This window comes from Pedobacter sp. Bi27, assembly GCF_918698255.1.
Taxonomy (GTDB): domain Bacteria; phylum Bacteroidota; class Bacteroidia; order Sphingobacteriales; family Sphingobacteriaceae; genus Pedobacter.
On sequence record NZ_CAKKMW010000007.1, the window covers coordinates 60,832 to 79,492 of the forward strand.

Sequence of the window (18,661 nt, forward strand, 5' to 3'; positions counted from 1 at the left end):
AACAAATCATTGGTTTGATCTGAAAATGAAGCGCTATCTTGTAAATGCTCAGTTCGTTAGTAAAGCGTGTTTTTCTAAAAAAGGCATGCTGTTTCTCTTTTTCTCATTTTTATGCATGGCTAGTTTTAGCCAGGTGAGTGCGCCGCAGAAAAAACTGGATAGCCTTTTAAGTTTAAATCAAAAGAATTTAAAAACAGATTCCACCAAAATCAAAATATTGACGGAAGTTTACCGCCAATACATGAGGATGAAAAATGTAGATAAAGCGGAAGAATATGTGGATAAAACCATTCAGCTTTCGCAAGAGAAAAATCTAAAAAAATTCTCTGCAATGGCTTACTATCGTAGGGGTTTAATGTATCACGGTAGGTCTAATTATCAAAAGGCAGAAGAGAATTATAATCACGCAGCTGCTGAGTTCTCTTCAGTGGGTAATTTAGATATGGTTGCGGGAACTTATCTCAATTTAGGGGCTTTATATGGCAGCATTCCCGATTATGTAAAATCTTTAGAAGTTAACCAAAAGGCAATAAGTATTTACGAAAAAATGGGCAACGAAACCGACATGGCAAGTTGTTATACCAATATTTCTACTATTTACCAAAGTTTGGGTAATCAAAGTCAGGCCTTGGTTTACATGAACATGGCGCTGAAAGTATTTGCTAAAGGAGGCGAAAATACAAGAGGCGTAGCCGTTGTTTACGGCTTGATCGGTACCAATTATTTCGAGGCTTCAGATCGTGAATTAAAGGAGATGGATGTATTGCCTAACCAGAAAATAAAACTGGCCTTAGCGTATTATAACAAATCTTTGCGGGTATCAGAAGCCATTGGAGACATAGGTTTAATAGCCACTGTTAAACGAGATCTTGCCGATTTATACAGTTCAATAGGACAGAAGGATGCGGCGTTAAAATCGTATCAAAAATCAGTTGAGTTAAATAAGTCGGGAGAAGATAAAGAAGCCTATGCCTCAAGTTTATATGCCTTGGGAAACTTTTACCAAAAAGAGAACGATTTTGAAAACGCCACCCTATTACTCAATAATAGTTTAAAAATTGCCGAAGAAAACAGCTTATTGGATATAGAAAAACAAGCTAGTTTAGGGTTGAGTACGGTATATGAAAAACTAAAAGACTATAATAAATCGTTAGCCTATTACAGGCAATATATTACCGTTAGAGATAAGATTTTCGATCAGGAAAAGGAAAAGGAAATTACCCGAAGGCAGATGCAGCTCGATTTTGGTATTAAGGAACGCGACTATTTATTGAAGCAAAAACTTACAGAAGGCGAGTTAAAAAGACAACAACAAGAACTTGAGCTAAAAAGGCAACAATTAGTGTTGAGTGATAAAGAAAAAGCATTGGATCTCCTAACTTTTCAAAAGGCAAAAGCTGATCTCGATATTCAGCGTTTCGCTCAGGATAGTAAATTTGCTAATGCCAAATTTGAGGCAAAGTTGGCCGCCGGGATAAAGGATAAGCAGATTAGTAAACAGGTACAACAGATTAAATTTGATGAACGTGTAAAATTATTCCTCACCATAGCCACCACACTGATTCTGATTATTGCCGTGGTTATATTTTTTAATCAGCGGAAAACAACCAGGTTAAATAAGATTATCAATAGTCAGAAACGGGAGTTGGAGCAGTTAAGTAAGGTTAAAGACCGTATTTTTAGTGTGGTAAGTCACGATATGCGTACCCCTGTAAATTCATTAATTTCCTTTATGCAGTTGTTAGAGGGCGGTAACATAGAACAGGAAAAATTAAACAGATATGCTGCATCACTAAAAAACAACCTCACCTATACCTCTACAATGATGGAGAATCTCCTTAATTGGGCCGCCAGCCAGATGCAGGGGTTTAACCCGTATTTAGAATCGTTGGATATTCATGAGCTGATTAATGAAGTTATACTTTCTTTGCGGGATAACGCCAACGAAAAAAACTTAACTATTCAGAATTTAGTGTCAACCAAAACATTTTGCAAAGCAGATTCGAATATGTTCATGCTGGTTATTCGAAATATCATCAGTAACGCCATTAAATTTACGCCGGATGGTGGTACAATCACAACTAGTGCCATTCATAACGGAAATGTGCTTGAGATTAAAATTTCAGATACAGGGATCGGTTTAACACCTGTACAGGTTGAGCATTTTAATAAGCCAGGCTATTTAGGCGCGGGTGTGAGTACATTAGGAACCAATAAAGAAAAAGGTACAGGTTTAGGTTTATTGCTCTGCAGAACCTTTATTAGCTTGATGGATGGTAAAATCAGCGCCGATATTAATCCTACAGGAGGAAGTTGTTTTAAAATAATTCTGAAAAAATAACTTATTTTAAAAATCTCGACAGAATTTTCTTGTCAATTGATTTTTCCAATAATTCCTGCCTGTTAGAAGCACTTATCGGAACAAGAAAGTTATGATCTAAATGAACCTCATGGTTGGTTAAGGTTACAATGTGGTTTATATTAATGATGTACTGTTTGTGTACTCTGGAGAAAATTTTTGAAGGCAACTGCTTTTCTAGATTTTTTAGGCTTACTAAAATAACATGTTTATCGATACTGGTAAACAGCTTTGAAAAATCGCCCATACTTTCAATATAAATTACATCATTATATTTCAGTTTGGTTATGCCTTTGGTCTCTCTAAAAAAGAAATAATCGTCGTCTTTTTTATCGTCGTTGTTTAAGTTTTCGACGGGAAGTTTATTTACCTGTTTCCTTAATTCAATATACTCGATTGCTTTATTTGTGGCTTTTAATATACGTTCGAACGTTGCGGGCTTAACAATAAAATCCAATGCATCCAGATTAAAGCTCTCTGCCGCGTACTCACTAAATGAAGTGATAAAGATGAATAGCGGTTGTTTTTTCAGGCTTTTTAATAAATCCATGCCAGAAAGCTCCGGCATATCAATATCAGAATAAACAATATCTACAGAAGTAGTTGATAAAATTTGCGAAGCTTCTATACCATTACTACAGACAGCGATAATATTTAATGATGGGATTTTTTTTAGATGCATTTCTATGGCATCTCTTTCAATTTCATTATCATCAACAATTAAACAGCTGTACGTCATTTAGGAATGGGTTATGTAATTTAGTTAGAGAACACGTATTTTTACTTAATGTTTGTAATTTACGTTAAAATGTGGATTATAATACAATCAGGTATCATTTTGTGGATAAACGTAACATTAACTTTTATTTCTGGTGTTTCTTTTCACCAGTGTATAATTTCTCGCCAGCTTTTACCGCCAATTGCAGGTCGTTTTCTTCTGGAGGAACTGGGCAACGGTACCCGTCACTGTAGGCACAGTAAGGATTGTAGGCTTTATTAAAATCGATTTCGATGTGATTATCTACAATTTCTTTTGCATCCAGATCAATGTACCTGCCACCGCCATAAGTTTCCTTATTGTTGGTTTCATCAGTAAAGGGCAGAAAGAGGTGATCTTTATAAACCGGGTTCGTTGATAAAGAAACACTTTTATATAAAGTCATTTGGATTTTTTTGCCATCAAGAACGAAGTTTACATGTGCATATTTATAGTAATCGCTGCTAGAGCCATTAAAAGTAGGCATTTTGAAAACTTTTTCATTCTTCAGTATTTCTACATCGGCCAAGATTTTATAAGCACTGTCTGCCTCATAAAAATGAAGATTTTGCAGGTCGCTCTTCTTAAGAGGTGAGCGTTCATCTTTAATAAAATCCTCTTTATAGGTTTCACGATGTTTGGCGATCTGATCAGCATAACTTTGTGCAAAGCTATTCATGCTGATCAATAGAAATAAGAAGGTGATGATTCTCATTAACAAAAAATTATATAATACTTGCTTTGTTTCTTAGAAACTGATCAGCTAAAACCAATGCAGCCATGGCCTCAACAATTACTACTGCTCTGGGCACTACACAAGGATCATGTCGGCCCTTGCCTTTAATCTCCGAAGCTTCACCAGCAGCATTGATGGTTTGTTGGTTATGCATAATGGTTGCAACAGGCTTAAAAGCTACTTTGAAAGTAATGTCCATTCCGTTAGAAATGCCACCTAAAATACCACCGGCATAATTGGTTGTGGTTTTAAAAACTTTCGAATCGGCTGCTTTTGGCTGAGGAATATCATTGTGTTGCGATCCTCTTAATTCACTTCCGGCAAAACCAGAGCCATATTCGAAACCATGAACAGCATTAATACTGAGCATAGCTTTACCTAAATCGGCATGTAATTTATCAAAAACAGGCTCACCTAAACCTGCAGGGCAGCCTTTTACTACACAACCTATTTTTCCGCCAACGGTATCGCCATCTTTACGAACGGCATCAATAAACTCAATCATTTCGTGTGCAGTTGCAGGATCAGCACAACGCACAATATTTTCTTCCCTAATTTGCAATAAAGCGGATAAATCATTGCTTTCTAAATTAGGGGCTTCTATTGTACCTACCGAAGTTACGTGTGCGAAAATTTCAATGCCCTGTTGTTTTAAAAACAGCTTTGCAATAGCACCAGCAGCTACACGGGCAGCAGTTTCGCGGGCAGAAGAGCGACCTCCGCCACGGTGATCGCGGATGCCATATTTTGCATCATAAACATAATCGGCATGGCTGGGACGGTAAACATCAACATTATGACCGTAATCTTTTGATCGTTGATCCTCGTTTGGAATTAAAAGTGCAATTGGCGTACCCGTACTTTTTCCTTCAAATACACCCGATAAAATCTGAACGGTATCGCTTTCTTTTCTTTGAGTGGTGATTTTGGATTGACCAGGTTTACGTTTGTCAAGTTCTGATTGGATAAAATCCATATCGATATCCAATTGCGCCGGACAGCCATCAATAATTACCCCAATGGCTACGCCATGAGATTCGCCAAAGGTTGTGATGCGAAATAGTTGTCCGAATGAGTTGCCTGCCATTATTTTTGATTGAATTATAGATTGATTAAATTATTGAATGGATTTTAACATCCAATCTTTATACTTGGTTCTTTAAACTTGGTTCTTGATACTTTTTACTTGATACTAATATCAAATCCCGCTTTTTTCAAATCTTCCCAATAATACGGATAAGATTTTTCTACTACCTGCATTTCTTCAATTTCAACTTCGTTAATCAATAAAGCAAGTGGTGCAAAAGCCATCGCCATACGGTGGTCCTCGTAGGTTGCAAAAGTAACTTTATCCGGAAAATGAAGGTTGTCTGTATTTAAGGTATAAACCAGATTATCTTCTGTAAAAGTAACGCCTATTTTAGCCAATTCATTCTGAAGCGCTGCAATACGGTCTGTTTCTTTAATTTTTAAGGTTTCTAAGCCTGTAAAAGACATATTTTTGCCCAATGCGGCTGCAATAACTACAATAGTTTGTGCTAAATCCGGACAGGTTTTTAAATCTAAAACTTCTTTAGTCTCTAAAGAAAGGCCTAAGTTGCTAATGGCGATTCCTTTATCAGTTTTGCTGGTAGCGATGCCAAAAATCTTCATGATATTTTTGATCTGGCTATCACCCTGCAAACTTTTCTCTTTTAATGCAGGTAAACTAATTTCTGCTTCAACAGCTAAAGCTGCAATGCTATACCAATATGATGCTGCACTCCAGTCGGGCTCAACAACCAAAGTACCAGGTTTAAATACCTGTGGTTTGATGGAAATTGAATTTCCGTTCCAGGAATGTGCAATGCCAACTTCAGCCAACATATCTAAAGTCATATCTACATATGGTTTAGAGGTAAGCTCACCTTCAATTTCTAAAGTTAAACCCTGAGGTAGGATAGGAGCAATCATCAGCAAGGCCGAAATATATTGACTGCTGATATCGCCTTTAATTTTAACTTCAGCAGTTTTTTGATTTAAAGGGCCAACAATATTCAATGGAGGGAAACCTTCAGCTTCTGCATAAGAAATATCGGCGCCGATGGTTTTTAAAGCCTCTGCCAAGATACCAATGGGGCGCTGTTTCATCCGTTCGGTTCCGGTAAGTAAGAAATTGCCGTTTTTAGCCGAAAGATAAGCCGATAAGAAACGCATAGCGGTTCCTGCAGGACCAACGTCAACCAGTTCGGAGTTTGCAGCTTTCAGTTTAGAGTCTGCTCCCAACTCACTAGTCTCAACTCCCAACTTGTTTAGGATGCCATTTAAGGTTACCGTATCGGCAGCATTGGAAAGGTTTTCAACTTTAACCAGTTTCTTGCTTAAAGCACTAATAATTAAAGCCCTGTTGCATTCGCTTTTCGAGCCTGTTAATTGGATTTCCGTATTAATATTCTTGGTTCCTTTAAAAGAAACTAAGGCGTTTTTCGACATTTTATTCTGTTTTTATTCTTAAATGTAAGTGTCAGATGGAAACACCTGACACTACATTATATTTGTTTTTAATATCATATTGAGTTAGTCGAAAACTATCGTAAGTCCTTCGACAGGCTCAGGATGACACCACTGTTAAACTTAGCTTTCAGCTTTAGTCTTTCAGCTTATAACCTCAATTACGCTTTAACCTCAGTATGTTGCTCAGCAGCAATACCTTGTTCAGCTTTGCCAGCATTCATAATTTCAGTTTGTTTACGGATTGATTCCCCGTGCATCAATTCTAAGAATTTCTCAGTAAAGTTTAAGTCTAATTTTAAAGCTTTTGCAAAAGCATGACCTTTTTTAATGATGGCATCCCAACGGTTAACCTGTAAAATAGTTACCTGGTTATCGCGTTTAAACTCACCAATTTTCTCTACAATAGCCATACGCTCGCCTAATTTCTGTAATAAGATATCGTCAATTTTATCGATTGATTTACGCAGGTCGGCTAATTTATCAGCGAAAGCTTCATTTGGTGCTTCTGGTTCACGTACAGTTAAACGGTCAACCAATTCAGCTAAAGCAGCAGGAGTAACTTGTTGTTTAGCATCTGTCCAGGCAACTGAAGGATCTACGTGAGATTCGATCATTAAACCTTGCATATCTAAATCTAATGCTTTTTGAGAAATGTAAGGGATTAACTCACGGTTACCGCAAATATGGCTTGGATCGTTGATGATCGGTAATTCAGGGCAAAGTGTTTTTAATTGAATAGCAAGTTCCCACATTGGTTCGTTACGGAAAGAACTTTTCTCGAATGATGAGAAACCGCGGTGAATAGCACCGATTTTAGTAATTCCAGCGCCATTGATACGCTCAATTGCACCGATCCATAACTGTAAATCTGGGTTAACTGGGTTTTTGATCAATACCGGAACATCATGGCCTTTTAAAGCATCAGCAATTTCCTGAACAGTGAAGGGGTTTACAGTAGAACGTGCACCAATCCAAAGGATATCTACACCAGCTGCTAAAGCCTCTTCAACGTGTTTTGCATTTGCAACCTCTACAGCCGTTGGTAAACCAGTTTCTGCTTTAGCACGTTTTAACCACTCTAAACCGATACTTCCGATACCTTCAAATTCTCCCGGACGGGTACGTGGTTTCCAGATACCGGCTCTCAATACCGATACTTTACCGGTAGCAGCCAATAAATGTGCTGTAGTTAATAATTGTTCTTCAGTTTCTGCGCTACAAGGACCAGAAATGATTAATGGTTCGTTGTTTACGTTTAACCAGGTGTTTAATGGTTGGATGTTTAAATTAAGTTTCATGATGATGGGGTGTTTAAATTCCGTAGTTCTTTTTGGAAGTCCGGAGTTATATTTTAATTATTTTATATTATGAGTTGATTTGTTCTCTTATTTGTCTTCGGACTCCCGACTTAGGACTCCCGACTTTTATACTTTATCGTTCTTCTGGTACTCTCCCAGAATATTAAAGTTCGAGGTGTATTTTAATGCCTTTCTAATGGCCTTATCATATTTTTCTGTACTTGGCCATTCTAAGTCGACGTAAAAGTAATACTCGTTTCTTTTACCTAAAACCGGCATAGATTGTATTTTTGTTAAGCTTACATCCTGTTCGGCGAAAATATTTAACACAGTTGCCAATGAGCCTGCTTTGTGCCCAACCTGAAAACAGATTGATGCTTTGTTTATTTTCTTTCCTTCGTCTGTTTTATCCTTTTTAAGGATCAGAAAACGGGTATAGTTTTTCTTGTTCGATTCTACACGGCGTTCTAAAATGTTTAAGCCATAAAGTTCTGCAGCTAAACTGTTTGCAATGGCCATGGTATCCGTTAATTGCTCTTCCTGGATACGTTTTGCACAAGCAGCAGTATCGTTGCTCTCCACGATTTTAATGTGTGGATAATCGTAAAAGAAATCGATACATTGGCGGATGGCGATAGGATGTGAAGTAACCACTTTAATATCTTCAAACTTTACGCCTGGTAGCGCCATCAAGTGCAACTGGATAGGTAAATAAACCTCGCCTACAACCGAAAAACCAAAATCTCTGATCAGTGTGTAGTTTGGCAATAAACTGCCTGCAATAGAGTTTTCGATAGCCATTACTACGAAATCGGCATCGTTTTTCTCTAGCTTGTCGCAGGTTTCTTTAAAAGAATTACACTCAACAGTTTCAATGTCTTTACCAAAGAATTTGTAGGCGGCCTCCTCGTGGAAAGATGCTTTAATACCCTGGATTGCTACTCGTTTTGTCGTTTCCATTTTTGCGTTAAAACAAAAAAGTCCCGGCTGTTTGCCGGGACTTTTTTATACATTTTAATATTGTTATATATCTTTTTGCATATTAGCCCCGGCTCTCACTAAAATAGTAAAAGTAACCAAAGTAATATGTGTTAAAATTTTTCATCCTTTTTTTGTTGAGCCAAATGTAGCAACAAAATTTAATTTGTCAATAGGAAATTGAAAATATTTTTAATAAAATTTAATTTTGTTTAAAATGGACTAATTTCTTGATGGGTCTTTTTGTTTCTGGAAATAGCTTAAAAACGGATTTTTATATGGTTTAGGTATTGTTAACCACAGATGAAAAGGATAAACACAGATAAGTTGTCATGCTGAGGTACGAAGCATCTACAGGCGAAGAAATACCAGTTTACTGCAGTCAGGGATTCTTCGCTGTGCTCAGAATGACAGCATTTTTTCGAATAAAACATCATCTGTGTTTATCTGTGCACATCTGTGGCTAAAAAACAATTGATAAGGTATATCAAAAAAGGTCTGTGGAGACACAGACCTTTAGATTAAACAAATTAATATTTTTTATCCTGTAGAACTTAATTCTCCTCTATCGTTAAGCCCTTTTACTTTGTCCTGTTGTAAGGCTTCGTATTTTTTCTGTTCCTCCTCACGCAATTCCTGTTGCATAATTTTAGCAATTTTAGTGCTTCCATCATGGCTCCATCCCGGCGGGTTAAAAATGTATTTCACTTTATCTATAAAAGTTGGTGCTTTTTTAACATCAGCACTCAATGCAATAAACTCATGGAAAATAATGTTAACCGCACCAGTATCTTCAGGCTGAGTAGTTAAACCATATTTAACCACATCTTCTGGTAATTCCTCCTGAAAGGTACCGAACCATCTATCCCAAAGAATTAAAACCATACCCATATTTTTGTCTAGGTAACGTACATTGCTGGCATGGTGCACGCGGTGGTGTGATGGCGTTACGAAAATATACCCGTACCATTTTGGAAGCTTAATATTGTACTGTGTGTGCACCAGGTTGCCATAAATTTGGGTTACCAGGTAGGCAAAAAGAATATCAACAGCCGTGAAACCCATAAATGCTAAGGGCAAATAAAAGAAAACACGGTACAAAGGTTCGAAAACGGTTGAACGGAAACCTGTGGTTAGGTTAAAGTGTTCAGACGAGTGATGTGTAACGTGCATCGCCCAGAAAAAGCGTACGTAATGGCCAACTGTATGCAAAAACCAATACAGAAAATCCTGCGCTAAAATCAAAACAAACCAATAAAGCCAAATATTAGGGATTTGGAACAAACGGAATTGATAACAGTACTGCAGTAGAAAAAAAGTACCTGTTTTTGTTGCTAAATTAATCACAATAGCAGCCGTCATCAGGTAGATATTGGTCCACGTATCGCGTTTGGTATATAATTTTCTGTCGTGGGCATAGCTGAAATACATTTCAACCAAGGTTAAAACAATTACGAAACCAAATAGGCCAACAACAGAAATATCACTTCCGGTAAAATTCATTTTATAAACTGTTATAGTAATCTAAACTGCTCAAAATATCGGCGGTACTTACACGGCAGTTAAACGTGCATTTACCTGTTGTTTCTAAAAGTGAAAAGAGAATGTTTCCATCTTCATTCTTTTTATCACTTTGCATCAGTTCTAAAAGTGTATCGAAACTTTCTTTTTTAATGTGGTATTTAGGGTATAAGGATAAAATATATCCACTAATATCCTTTAATTCCTCCTGAGTTAACGTACTGTTTTTGATCGATAATGCAGCCTCACAAACAAAACCTATGGCAATGGCTTCACCATGTGTTAATGGGTTTTCATCATTTGCCAAAGAGTAACCCTCTACAGCATGTCCAATGGTATGCCCAAAGTTTAAAATCTTACGCAGGTTTTTTTCATGCGGATCGATGGTTACTACTTCATTTTTAATTTCTACAGATCTGTAAATATCTTGTGCCGAAGGGCTTAAGTAATTGCTTTCTTTTAATTTTTCGTAATATGGCTTATCATAAATCAGGCCATGTTTAATCATTTCGGCAAAACCTGATAAAAGCTCACGTTGTGGCAAAGTTTTTAGAAAGGCTGTTTCGATAAAAACCATTTGTGGTAAGGTAAAGGTACCTACCATGTTTTTTACATTGTCGATATCGATTCCGGTTTTACCACCTACCGAAGCATCAACCTGCGATAAAAGGGTAGTAGGTACATTGATAAAATCGATTCCTCTTTTATAGGTAGAGGCAATAAATCCGCCCATATCGGTAATTACACCACCACCTAAATTGATCATTAAACTTTTGCGGTCTGCTTCAAAATCCAAAAGCGTCTTCCAGATTCCGATACAAAAATCGATGTTTTTGTTTTCTTCACCTGCCGAAGTTTCGATCAGGTCAAATTCGGCATAATCATCTAAAAGTGATTGAAATAGGGGCAAGCAGATTTCGCTGGTATGTTCATCAGCAAGTACAAAAACTTTGCTGTATTTGTTACTTTCCAAAAGTGTTTTTAGCGCTGCTAAATTACTTTCGAAATATAGGGTGTGACCTGCACTGGTTAGTGGTTCCATTAAATAACTTCTATTTTGTTTTCTCCAAAAGTAATAATATCGCCAACCCTAACCTTATAACGTTTACGGAATTCGACCTCACCGTTAGTTTTTACTAAACCATCTTCTACCACGGTTTGGGCATCGCCGCCGCTCCCAACCAATCCGCTTGCTTTTAACAGTTGGATTAATGGAATAAATTCGCCCTCTAATTTGAATTGTATCATTTTGTGCAAAAATACGATTATTTAGAGGTTTTTAGTTTTAACAACCAATGCTTTTTATAATTTTGCACCAATCTGACTTATTAATAGATAAAAATGGATTTATCCCCCAACAAACAACCAAATTTCGACAATACGGAAATTGCTTTCCGTCAAAAATCTAACAATGAATTAAAAAAAGCATATTGGCTTTTTAAAATGATAGGGAGTAATTTCCTTACCAAAGTTGGTCCTGCCATTACCAATTTCTTTTTAAATATTGGTTTACCAATCCAGGGTGCAATAAAAGCCACTATATTTCAACAATTTTGTGGGGGCGAAACCATTGCAGAATGTGATAAAGCCATTGAACAATTACATAAAGGTGGTGTAGGTACCATTTTAGACTATTCGGTTGAGGGGGAAGAGGAAGAACAGGTTTTTGATGAAACCTGTGCAGAGATTATCCGTACGATTGTTCGCGCGGATGGTGATGCCAAAATTCCGATCACGGTTTTCAAAATTACCGGTATTGGCCGTTTTGCCTTATTGCAGAAGCTTGATGCTAAAGAAACCTTAAATGATGCAGAAAAGGCAGAATACGAAAAAGTAAAACTGCGTTGCGAAATGATCTGTAAAACGGCTTTCGATAAAGATGTGCCGATTATGATCGATGCAGAAGAAACCTGGATCCAGAATACCATTGATGAACTGGCTTTGGATATGATGCGTAAATTTAACCGCGAGCGTATTATTGTTTACAATACCTACCAAATGTACCGCCATGATAAACTGGCCGATATGAAAGCCGACCATTTAATCGCCAAAGCTGATGGTTTTATTCTGGGTGTGAAAATGGTTCGCGGTGCCTATATGGAAAAAGAACGTAAACGTGCAGTAGAAATGGGTTATCCTTCGCCAATTCAACCGGATAAAGCAGCATCTGACCGTGATTATAACGAATCTTTACGGTATTGTGTAGATCATATTGAAGAAATTGCCATCGTTGCAGGAACGCACAATGAAGATAGCAGCCGTTTATTGACTTATCTTTTAGAAGAAAAAAATATTTCCCACAATCACCCTCATGTATATTTTGCCCAGTTGTTAGGGATGAGTGATAACTTGAGTTTTAACCTTGCCGATTCAAATTATAATGTAGCAAAGTATGTTCCTTACGGGCCTATTAAAGCAGTAATGCCTTATCTGTTCAGAAGAGCACAGGAAAATACATCAGTTGCTGGGCAAACAGGTCGTGAGCTGGGTTTGATTGAAAGAGAATTAAAAAGAAGAAAACTGTAGTTCAGCTTTCGGTTAACAGTTGGTGGTTTTCAGTTTTGGGTGGTAATAAATACTGTTAACTGAAAATTGCCAACTGTTTTTGTTTTCGTATCGTCATGCTGAATTTAGTTCAGCATCTCATGTTTTATAGTTTTTTTCATTGTTTTTTGAAATGAACATGCAGCAGTTCTTCGGGGCATGCAGCCTCGCTTTGCGCTGTATCTTTTTGGCTGCCCTTCGACTACGCTACCATTGACGTTATTCTGTAAATAACTATTAATCAATATTTTAGCCGCCGTCGAATTTCCATCCAGCTAGGCCATAGCACGGTATCCCCGTTCTACTTAAATCCGGCCTAACAAATTTTTCGGGCTCCACCGACCCAGCCTACACACTAGCTTTGAAAGAAAAATTTTCAGCCGGTGTTTTTTGTTTCTTTTTGACAGCAAAAAGAAAGAGCCCCATCGGCGGCGGCGAGCCGAGGCAAGGACGAGCCTCTGGGCAAAAAAAGATATGCGTCATTCATATTGATTTTTATACAATAAATTACCCCTCAGGGTGACAGCCAAAAAGGATGCCGCTTCATCCGATAGCTATCGATCGAGTTTAGGCCCAGTGGTCGTTTTTAATTACGCCGAATTATTTCTTCACTACAAAAGATTGTTTCCCGGTCAAGAGATCATAGAACAATATAAAATCGCTTACTAAACTATAACCCGGATATTGAAAAGTAGCGGGTTTGTTTTTTTCGAAGAAAAAGTGACCAACCCACGCAAAGCCGTATCCAAGTACAGGAATAGCCAAAAAGAAATGCCAGTTGTGGAAAAGAAAGCCTGTAAAAAAAGCGAGGCAAACCAATCCGGTACCAATAAAATGTAAAATACGTGATGTAGTATTGGTATGTTCTGACAAGTAAAAAGGGTAGAACTCTTTTAGCGACTTAAACTTTTTTTCTGACATACACTAATTTACAAAATTCCGTTTGCTTTTAAAAAAGTTTCCAGTTGAGCTGGTTTTTCGGTCATTAATAAGGCATTTAAACCTACTTTTTTTGCGCCTTCAATATGCTGTGGACTATCATCAATAAATAAAGTTTCGGCAGGGTCTAAATTATTGTCTTTTAATACCTGTTCGAAAATATTGGTGTTGGGTTTACGCAGTTTCATGTGTTGAGAAAAATAGGCTTTCTCAAAATAAGCATCGTAATTATTGATTTCGAAAGTGGTTTTCAGGTAATTGATAATCCAGTCGTAATGGATTTCGTTATTGTTGCTCAGCAAAAATGTACGGTATTTTTCTTTTACCCGAAGTAATAAATCGTGATTTTCCTGGATGGTACCGATCAATAAGCTGTTCCAGGCATCATCAATCTGTTTATCGGTTAAGTCTGGTTTGCGCGCTGCCTTTCTAATTCCTGTCCTAAATTCGGCAGGAGAAATTGCTCCGGTTTCAAAGTCATCAAATAATTGATTGTGTGCTTTATGGGCAAAGAAATTTTCGATGTCGGTAATGCCCAACTTTTGAAAAGATGCTTGCGCAATTCTGAAATCGATATCAAATATTACGTTTCCGTAATCAAAAATAATGTTTTTAATGTTTTGCATGGAAATCCTTTAGCATTTGTTGCAAAGATATTATTGCTGATTTAATGGAGGGTATTAAACGGCATTTTTTTACAATAAAAAACCCGAAGTACTTAATTGGAGAGTAATATTTTATAGATGCGTCATTCCCAACTTGATTGGGAATCTTAATGCTTTAGTGGTATTTTCTATTCGCATTAAGATTCCCGCCTTCGCGGGAATGACGCAACATCAAAATAATTTTATTTATAGACACCTATTTAGGTTCTACCGTGATCGATTGAATAATCGGTCTGTTCTTTTTGTCGCCGGTTTTTAGCTCTTTGAACACAAAATAAATTGAATGGAATTTTCCATCTGAAAGCATATTGATCGGGATACTTTTCCTAAAGGTAGATTTGCCAATCATAATGCCTCTGCTATCATCTAACCTGATCTCGATTTCACCATCTGATCCAGGATCAAGATTTAAAAATGAAAAACCAAATCCTGAAATGCCAGTTAAATCAACATTTTTAATGGCTATCCAACCATTTGCTTTGGTCAGAATAAGTTTTTCACCACCATAGATATCTTTTCGTTCAAAACCGCCAAAATCTTTGATATCATCCGCATCAATTACATTACTTTTCAGGTTGATTACTTTTGTTGTGGTTAACGGTTTTTTAAATGCTGTACCTCCTGCATCTGTATAAGTTGCCTTTAAAGTTAAAACCGATTTCTTCTTATCAGCAGCAGCTGGTGGAATGATTTTGCCTGCAGTTGGGAGTGATGCTTTGACTGCTTCTTTATTGCCTAAAGTCATAATCCACTCCGTAATTTTTTTCACTTCAGCTTCTTTCATCGCAGTATGCGCAGGCATGGGTACTTCTCCCCAAACACCCTGACTGCCGCCAATTACCTTCGAAGCCAGATAATCAACCGCTTTACTATCGTTTTTATATTTTGCTGCGATTTTATTAAACGCAGGACCAATGGAAACAGCAGCCTCTTTGTGGCAAGTGCTACAATCAGATTTTAACATAATCGTTTTACCCACAAGGGTTTGTGCTGCTTGTTGGTGGCCCAATTCTGCTCCAGCTAAATCTGTCCCTTCTGTATAAGTATTTGAAATGTATATGCGATTATTATTCACTTTAGCACCTTTATCGCTTACTAAAACTTTATAATCAACTGGTTTATTCGGAAAATAAAAGCTTTTGTTTCCAGCTAAGTCAATAGCTACAGTTGGGTGCTCGTTCCCTGCATATACCGGTACAACCTGGCTTTTTGCAGAAGCTTTACTTTTATCAATTACGGTAACGCTAACCGGATATTCGCCCGCTTTAGTAAAGGTATACTGTAAACTTGGCGTGGTTGTAGTTTTGGTAACTCCTTTTCCCAGGTTCCAAATGTAAGTTAAAGCATCTCCGTCTGGATCTTTAGCCTTAACCGTTGCGGTTAATTTGTAAGGAAGTAATCCACTTGTTTTAGCAATATTTAAACTTTCAACTGATGGTGGTCGGTTACCTTTTAAATAATCGATCCTCGTAATTGCTGCGTCAGGGTTTTTGGTAAACCAGCCTTTGCCATACTCCAGAATGTATAATTTTCCATCAGGCCCCAATTCCATATCAATAGGTGCAGCTAAAGAAACATTAGACATAAAAGGTTCCATGCTCAGGTAATCACCCTGTGCATTCATCGTAACGGCTTTAACCCATCCACGTACCCATTCGTAAATAATCAGTTTTCCATTATAGTAAGCGGGGTAGGGTGAGTTTGCAGTTGCATAATAAACTGGTCCGGCCATTGCGGTACGCCCGCCCGAACCTACCTGTGGAAATTCTTTCGATTCGCCATACGGATACCAGATATAGGCAGGTTGCGCAGGTGGCAGTTGTTCTAAACCTGTATTGTTTGGCGAATTGTTAATTGGCTTTTCAGGATCAAAAGCGTTGCCATTGGCTCCATTCGTGTAATCGTAAGCTTTATATGGGTAGTTATTGCCTATAAATAAGGGCCAGCCAAAGTTACCAGCCTTTCTTGCCTGGTTTACTTCATCATATCCTCTGGGGCCTCTTAAAGCGTCGTCATTGGAAGCATCCGGACCAACTTCTCCCCAATATAAAAAATTAGTTTTTTGATCTACTGAAATCCTGTAAGGATTTCGATCACCCATTACATAAATTTCCGGTTTAGATTTTGGATCATTTTTCGGGAAAAGGTTACCCTCCGGGATGCTGTAAGTACCATCTTCATTTACCTTGATCCTTAAGATTTTACCTCTCAAATCGTTTGTGTTTCCAGCCGATCTTCTGGCATCGTATTGTTCAAAACCTTTTCTGTTATCAAGCGGCGCATAACCTTTATTTACATATTTCTGTTTTGGGGCATCAAAAGGAGTAGAATTATCACCAGTAGATACATAAAGTAAATTGTCTGAACCAAAAGCAATAGATCCTCCGGTATGGCAGCAGATTTCGCGCTGAGAATAGAATTCTAAAACGATCTTTTCTGATTCTTTTACAATCTGATCGTTTACCAGTTTAAACCTTGATAATCGGTTTACAGATTTATCAAAAGGGCTATAAAAAAGATAAACATAATTGTTTATGGCAAATTTTGGGTCGGCAGCCATGCCCAATAAACCTTCTTCCGCATTAACATTAGGGGTGTTGGTTTTAAAATAAACATCAAGTTTACCAGCTTCTTTGATTTTTTTGGTCTGGTTTTTATAAATCAATACTTCACCTCTGCGTTGTGCTACCAAAATATCCAGGTTAGGGAGGATGGTCATTTCTGTAGGTTCTGTAAATTCTCCTTGAGCAAGGGTCACTTTTACAAAACGATCCTGATCTGGTGTGTCTATTTTATATTTTGGGAAAAAATCGAAAGCCCTGCTTTCGTAAATGTTTTTGTTCAGTGTTGTTGCCGATATTAATACAAATGCAATGGCAGATAACAGTAGCGTAAAAGTTGTTTTCATTTATTTGATTAAGGTATTTTGAATAAATATAGGATATAGTTTTATAGCCTGAAGTATTGTATCAAAATTTATGCGAATAATGTTAAAATAGAATTAGTTATTTATAGGGCGGTTGAATTGTATATTGAATGGATCCAAAATGAAATTATAAAACGTTTTTGGTCAAAATACATACATCAACAGATTTATTAAGGTTATCTATTTTTTTGTTAATAATCTCTACTGTTTAATAGGTATTGTACTGGTAATGTTAGCTTTATGTAGGTATGCACGCTAACAATACTACGATGACTGGAGTAATAACAGCTTACAATAAAGAAAGAGGTTTCGGTTTAATCTCTCAATATTTGGTTTTAGAAAGCATCTATTTTGATATAGTAGATTGCAAAGCTAAAGGTTTGTATGTTGGAAGTACAGTCGAATTTGATACTGCTATTACGAAAAGAGGAATAGTTGCTAAAAACATAATGGGTATAGTTAAACTTAAGGCGAGGCCCAAAATTTTAATATAAAGATTTCGATTTTAAAATTCTGCTTAATCTCTTCTAAGAGTGTCCCGTTTAGGCGATTTAAAATCAGTTATGATAAAATAATTGATTTCATACGCATGGCAAAGGGAACCATAGTCGCATTTCATAAGGATAGGCCTATCTGTTTTTTAGAAGATGATCAGCTTAAAAAGCGGGTTCTGGTTCTTAGGCTCAAAGGACTAAAAATTGGTGATCGGGTCAGTTATCAGCTTATCTCATCATCAACCGGACTCATCGGAATTAGTGTGAAAAAGCTATAAAAATTGAAAATCATACAACTTTAAGTTGTTTTTTTAATTATTTTGTGTCAGCCTATTGTCATTCTGATTTTAATCTGTAACTTACAGAATGGGCGATAAAGTAAATTTGATTCTTGGAATAGTTTTCCTTTTGGGTGGTTTTAGTGTTTTCTTTGTGATTTTTAGCGGAAAAAAGGGTTAGTTTCAACTTTCAAATACTTTTTTCAAGAGAAATTTTTCTCTTCGAATGGTTTATTTTGATGATGCGGCAAAATTCGGTATCCGGATAAAAAAAGAATTCATTTTCTGGTATTCACAACAGCCTTGTAGCATTTAGGGTTGTTTTGCAATGCGCAATAATAATGTAAGGTGAGCGCTTATTAATAGGAGCAGTTTTTACAAATTTCTCTATTAAGGACTTGTATTCCTTATATTATGTCAATCGTAATATCAATTCTGGTAAAGCGTGTCTGTTTTTGTTGGTTTTTTGATCCAAATTCGCTTAGTCAATACTTAGTGTAACGGAATAAAATAGCTAAGTTGCTGATTCAGTCTACGACTTTTTTTTGTTTATATGTGCTTTGTTTGTTTGAATATTAAAATCATCATTAATTGTCGCTTGATCTATAGATTTGGTATAGAAATCTATTTAATTGCTAAAACTTTTTGAGTTTTTGTATGTTTATTGTATTAA

The 18,661-nt window shown here is 36.9% G+C and carries 15 protein-coding genes; 3 read left to right on the forward strand and 12 right to left on the reverse strand.

Annotated elements, in window-relative coordinates:
* Positions 1–25: 25 nt before the first annotated feature.
* Complete coding sequence (locus LQ227_RS21090) at positions 26–2,341, forward strand: tetratricopeptide repeat protein (RefSeq protein ID WP_230150903.1); 2,316 nt, start codon at positions 26–28, stop codon at positions 2,339–2,341.
* A 1-nt stretch (position 2,342) separates the two neighbouring features.
* Here LQ227_RS21090 and LQ227_RS21095 read toward each other — a convergent pair whose 3' ends face one another.
* From LQ227_RS21095 to LQ227_RS21135, 9 genes are all read right to left on the reverse strand, one after another.
* Positions 2,343–3,098 (reverse strand): LytTR family DNA-binding domain-containing protein, encoded by a 756-nt coding sequence (locus LQ227_RS21095; protein ID WP_230150905.1) that lies wholly within the window; start codon positions 3,096–3,098, stop codon positions 2,343–2,345.
* Between the two features lie 124 nt (positions 3,099–3,222).
* Positions 3,223–3,831 (reverse strand): DUF1684 domain-containing protein, encoded by a 609-nt coding sequence (locus LQ227_RS21100; RefSeq protein ID WP_230150908.1) that lies wholly within the window; start codon positions 3,829–3,831, stop codon positions 3,223–3,225.
* A 10-nt stretch (positions 3,832–3,841) separates the two neighbouring features.
* Positions 3,842–4,939, reverse strand: a complete 1,098-nt coding sequence (aroC, locus tag LQ227_RS21105) for a chorismate synthase (protein ID WP_029275921.1) — start codon at positions 4,937–4,939, stop codon at positions 3,842–3,844.
* Positions 4,940–5,034: 95 nt separating this feature from the next.
* On the reverse strand, positions 5,035–6,324 hold the full coding sequence (aroA, locus tag LQ227_RS21110) for a 3-phosphoshikimate 1-carboxyvinyltransferase (protein ID WP_230146112.1): 1,290 nt from the start codon (positions 6,322–6,324) through the stop codon (positions 5,035–5,037).
* Between the two features lie 179 nt (positions 6,325–6,503).
* Positions 6,504–7,643 carry a chorismate mutase gene (locus tag LQ227_RS21115; RefSeq protein ID WP_057934078.1) on the reverse strand — a complete coding sequence of 380 codons (1,140 nt, stop codon included), beginning with the start codon at positions 7,641–7,643 and terminating at the stop codon, positions 6,504–6,506.
* A gap of 126 nt (positions 7,644–7,769) precedes the next feature.
* Positions 7,770–8,603: a prephenate dehydratase gene (locus LQ227_RS21120; protein WP_108201601.1), complete on the reverse strand. Its 834-nt coding sequence runs from the start codon at positions 8,601–8,603 to the stop codon at positions 7,770–7,772.
* Between the two features lie 558 nt (positions 8,604–9,161).
* Positions 9,162–10,124, reverse strand: coding sequence for a sterol desaturase family protein (locus tag LQ227_RS21125; RefSeq protein WP_230150911.1), 963 nt, complete (start codon positions 10,122–10,124; stop codon positions 9,162–9,164).
* 1 nt (position 10,125) lies between these two features.
* Complete coding sequence (gene aroB / locus LQ227_RS21130) at positions 10,126–11,184, reverse strand: 3-dehydroquinate synthase (RefSeq protein WP_230146110.1); 1,059 nt, start codon at positions 11,182–11,184, stop codon at positions 10,126–10,128.
* Positions 11,184–11,390, reverse strand: coding sequence for an RNA-binding S4 domain-containing protein (locus LQ227_RS21135; protein WP_029275915.1), 207 nt, complete (start codon positions 11,388–11,390; stop codon positions 11,184–11,186). The genes aroB and LQ227_RS21135 overlap by 1 nt, the downstream gene beginning before the upstream one ends.
* A gap of 93 nt (positions 11,391–11,483) precedes the next feature.
* Here LQ227_RS21135 and LQ227_RS21140 point away from each other — a divergent pair, with 93 nt between their 5' ends.
* The gene (locus LQ227_RS21140) at positions 11,484–12,668 is read left to right on the forward strand and encodes a proline dehydrogenase family protein (RefSeq protein ID WP_230146109.1); all 1,185 of its coding nucleotides are present in this window, start codon (positions 11,484–11,486) and stop codon (positions 12,666–12,668) included.
* A 618-nt stretch (positions 12,669–13,286) separates the two neighbouring features.
* Here the strand turns inward: LQ227_RS21140 and LQ227_RS21145 are convergent.
* From LQ227_RS21145 to LQ227_RS21155, 3 genes are all read right to left on the reverse strand, one after another.
* Positions 13,287–13,607 carry a DUF962 domain-containing protein gene (locus tag LQ227_RS21145; RefSeq protein ID WP_029279495.1) on the reverse strand — a complete coding sequence of 107 codons (321 nt, stop codon included), beginning with the start codon at positions 13,605–13,607 and terminating at the stop codon, positions 13,287–13,289.
* Positions 13,608–13,615: 8 nt separating this feature from the next.
* Positions 13,616–14,251: an HAD family phosphatase gene (locus LQ227_RS21150; protein WP_230146108.1), complete on the reverse strand. Its 636-nt coding sequence runs from the start codon at positions 14,249–14,251 to the stop codon at positions 13,616–13,618.
* 235 nt (positions 14,252–14,486) lie between these two features.
* Positions 14,487–17,198: a PQQ-dependent sugar dehydrogenase gene (locus tag LQ227_RS21155; protein WP_230150914.1), complete on the reverse strand. Its 2,712-nt coding sequence runs from the start codon at positions 17,196–17,198 to the stop codon at positions 14,487–14,489.
* Between the two features lie 287 nt (positions 17,199–17,485).
* Here LQ227_RS21155 and LQ227_RS21160 point away from each other — a divergent pair, with 287 nt between their 5' ends.
* Positions 17,486–17,710 (forward strand): cold shock domain-containing protein, encoded by a 225-nt coding sequence (locus LQ227_RS21160; protein WP_230146106.1) that lies wholly within the window; start codon positions 17,486–17,488, stop codon positions 17,708–17,710.
* Positions 17,711–18,661 lie beyond the last annotated feature (951 nt).

Bases quoted from the DNA above. Each gene is read 5' to 3' on its own strand.
- LQ227_RS21090 (WP_230150903.1), top strand. From the start codon at position 26: ATGAAGCGCTATCTTGTAAATGCTCAGTTCGTTAGTAAAGCGTGTTTT.
- LQ227_RS21095 (WP_230150905.1), bottom strand. From the start codon at position 3,098: ATGACGTACAGCTGTTTAATTGTTGATGATAATGAAATTGAAAGAGAT.
- LQ227_RS21100 (WP_230150908.1), bottom strand. From the start codon at position 3,831: ATGAGAATCATCACCTTCTTATTTCTATTGATCAGCATGAATAGCTTT.
- aroC (WP_029275921.1), bottom strand. From the start codon at position 4,939: ATGGCAGGCAACTCATTCGGACAACTATTTCGCATCACAACCTTTGGC.
- aroA (WP_230146112.1), bottom strand. From the start codon at position 6,324: ATGTCGAAAAACGCCTTAGTTTCTTTTAAAGGAACCAAGAATATTAAT.
- LQ227_RS21115 (WP_057934078.1), bottom strand. From the start codon at position 7,643: ATGAAACTTAATTTAAACATCCAACCATTAAACACCTGGTTAAACGTA.
- LQ227_RS21120 (WP_108201601.1), bottom strand. From the start codon at position 8,603: ATGGAAACGACAAAACGAGTAGCAATCCAGGGTATTAAAGCATCTTTC.
- LQ227_RS21125 (WP_230150911.1), bottom strand. From the start codon at position 10,124: ATGAATTTTACCGGAAGTGATATTTCTGTTGTTGGCCTATTTGGTTTC.
- aroB (WP_230146110.1), bottom strand. From the start codon at position 11,184: ATGGAACCACTAACCAGTGCAGGTCACACCCTATATTTCGAAAGTAAT.
- LQ227_RS21135 (WP_029275915.1), bottom strand. From the start codon at position 11,390: ATGATACAATTCAAATTAGAGGGCGAATTTATTCCATTAATCCAACTG.
- LQ227_RS21140 (WP_230146109.1), top strand. From the start codon at position 11,484: ATGGATTTATCCCCCAACAAACAACCAAATTTCGACAATACGGAAATT.
- LQ227_RS21145 (WP_029279495.1), bottom strand. From the start codon at position 13,607: ATGTCAGAAAAAAAGTTTAAGTCGCTAAAAGAGTTCTACCCTTTTTAC.
- LQ227_RS21150 (WP_230146108.1), bottom strand. From the start codon at position 14,251: ATGCAAAACATTAAAAACATTATTTTTGATTACGGAAACGTAATATTT.
- LQ227_RS21155 (WP_230150914.1), bottom strand. From the start codon at position 17,198: ATGAAAACAACTTTTACGCTACTGTTATCTGCCATTGCATTTGTATTA.
- LQ227_RS21160 (WP_230146106.1), top strand. From the start codon at position 17,486: ATGACTGGAGTAATAACAGCTTACAATAAAGAAAGAGGTTTCGGTTTA.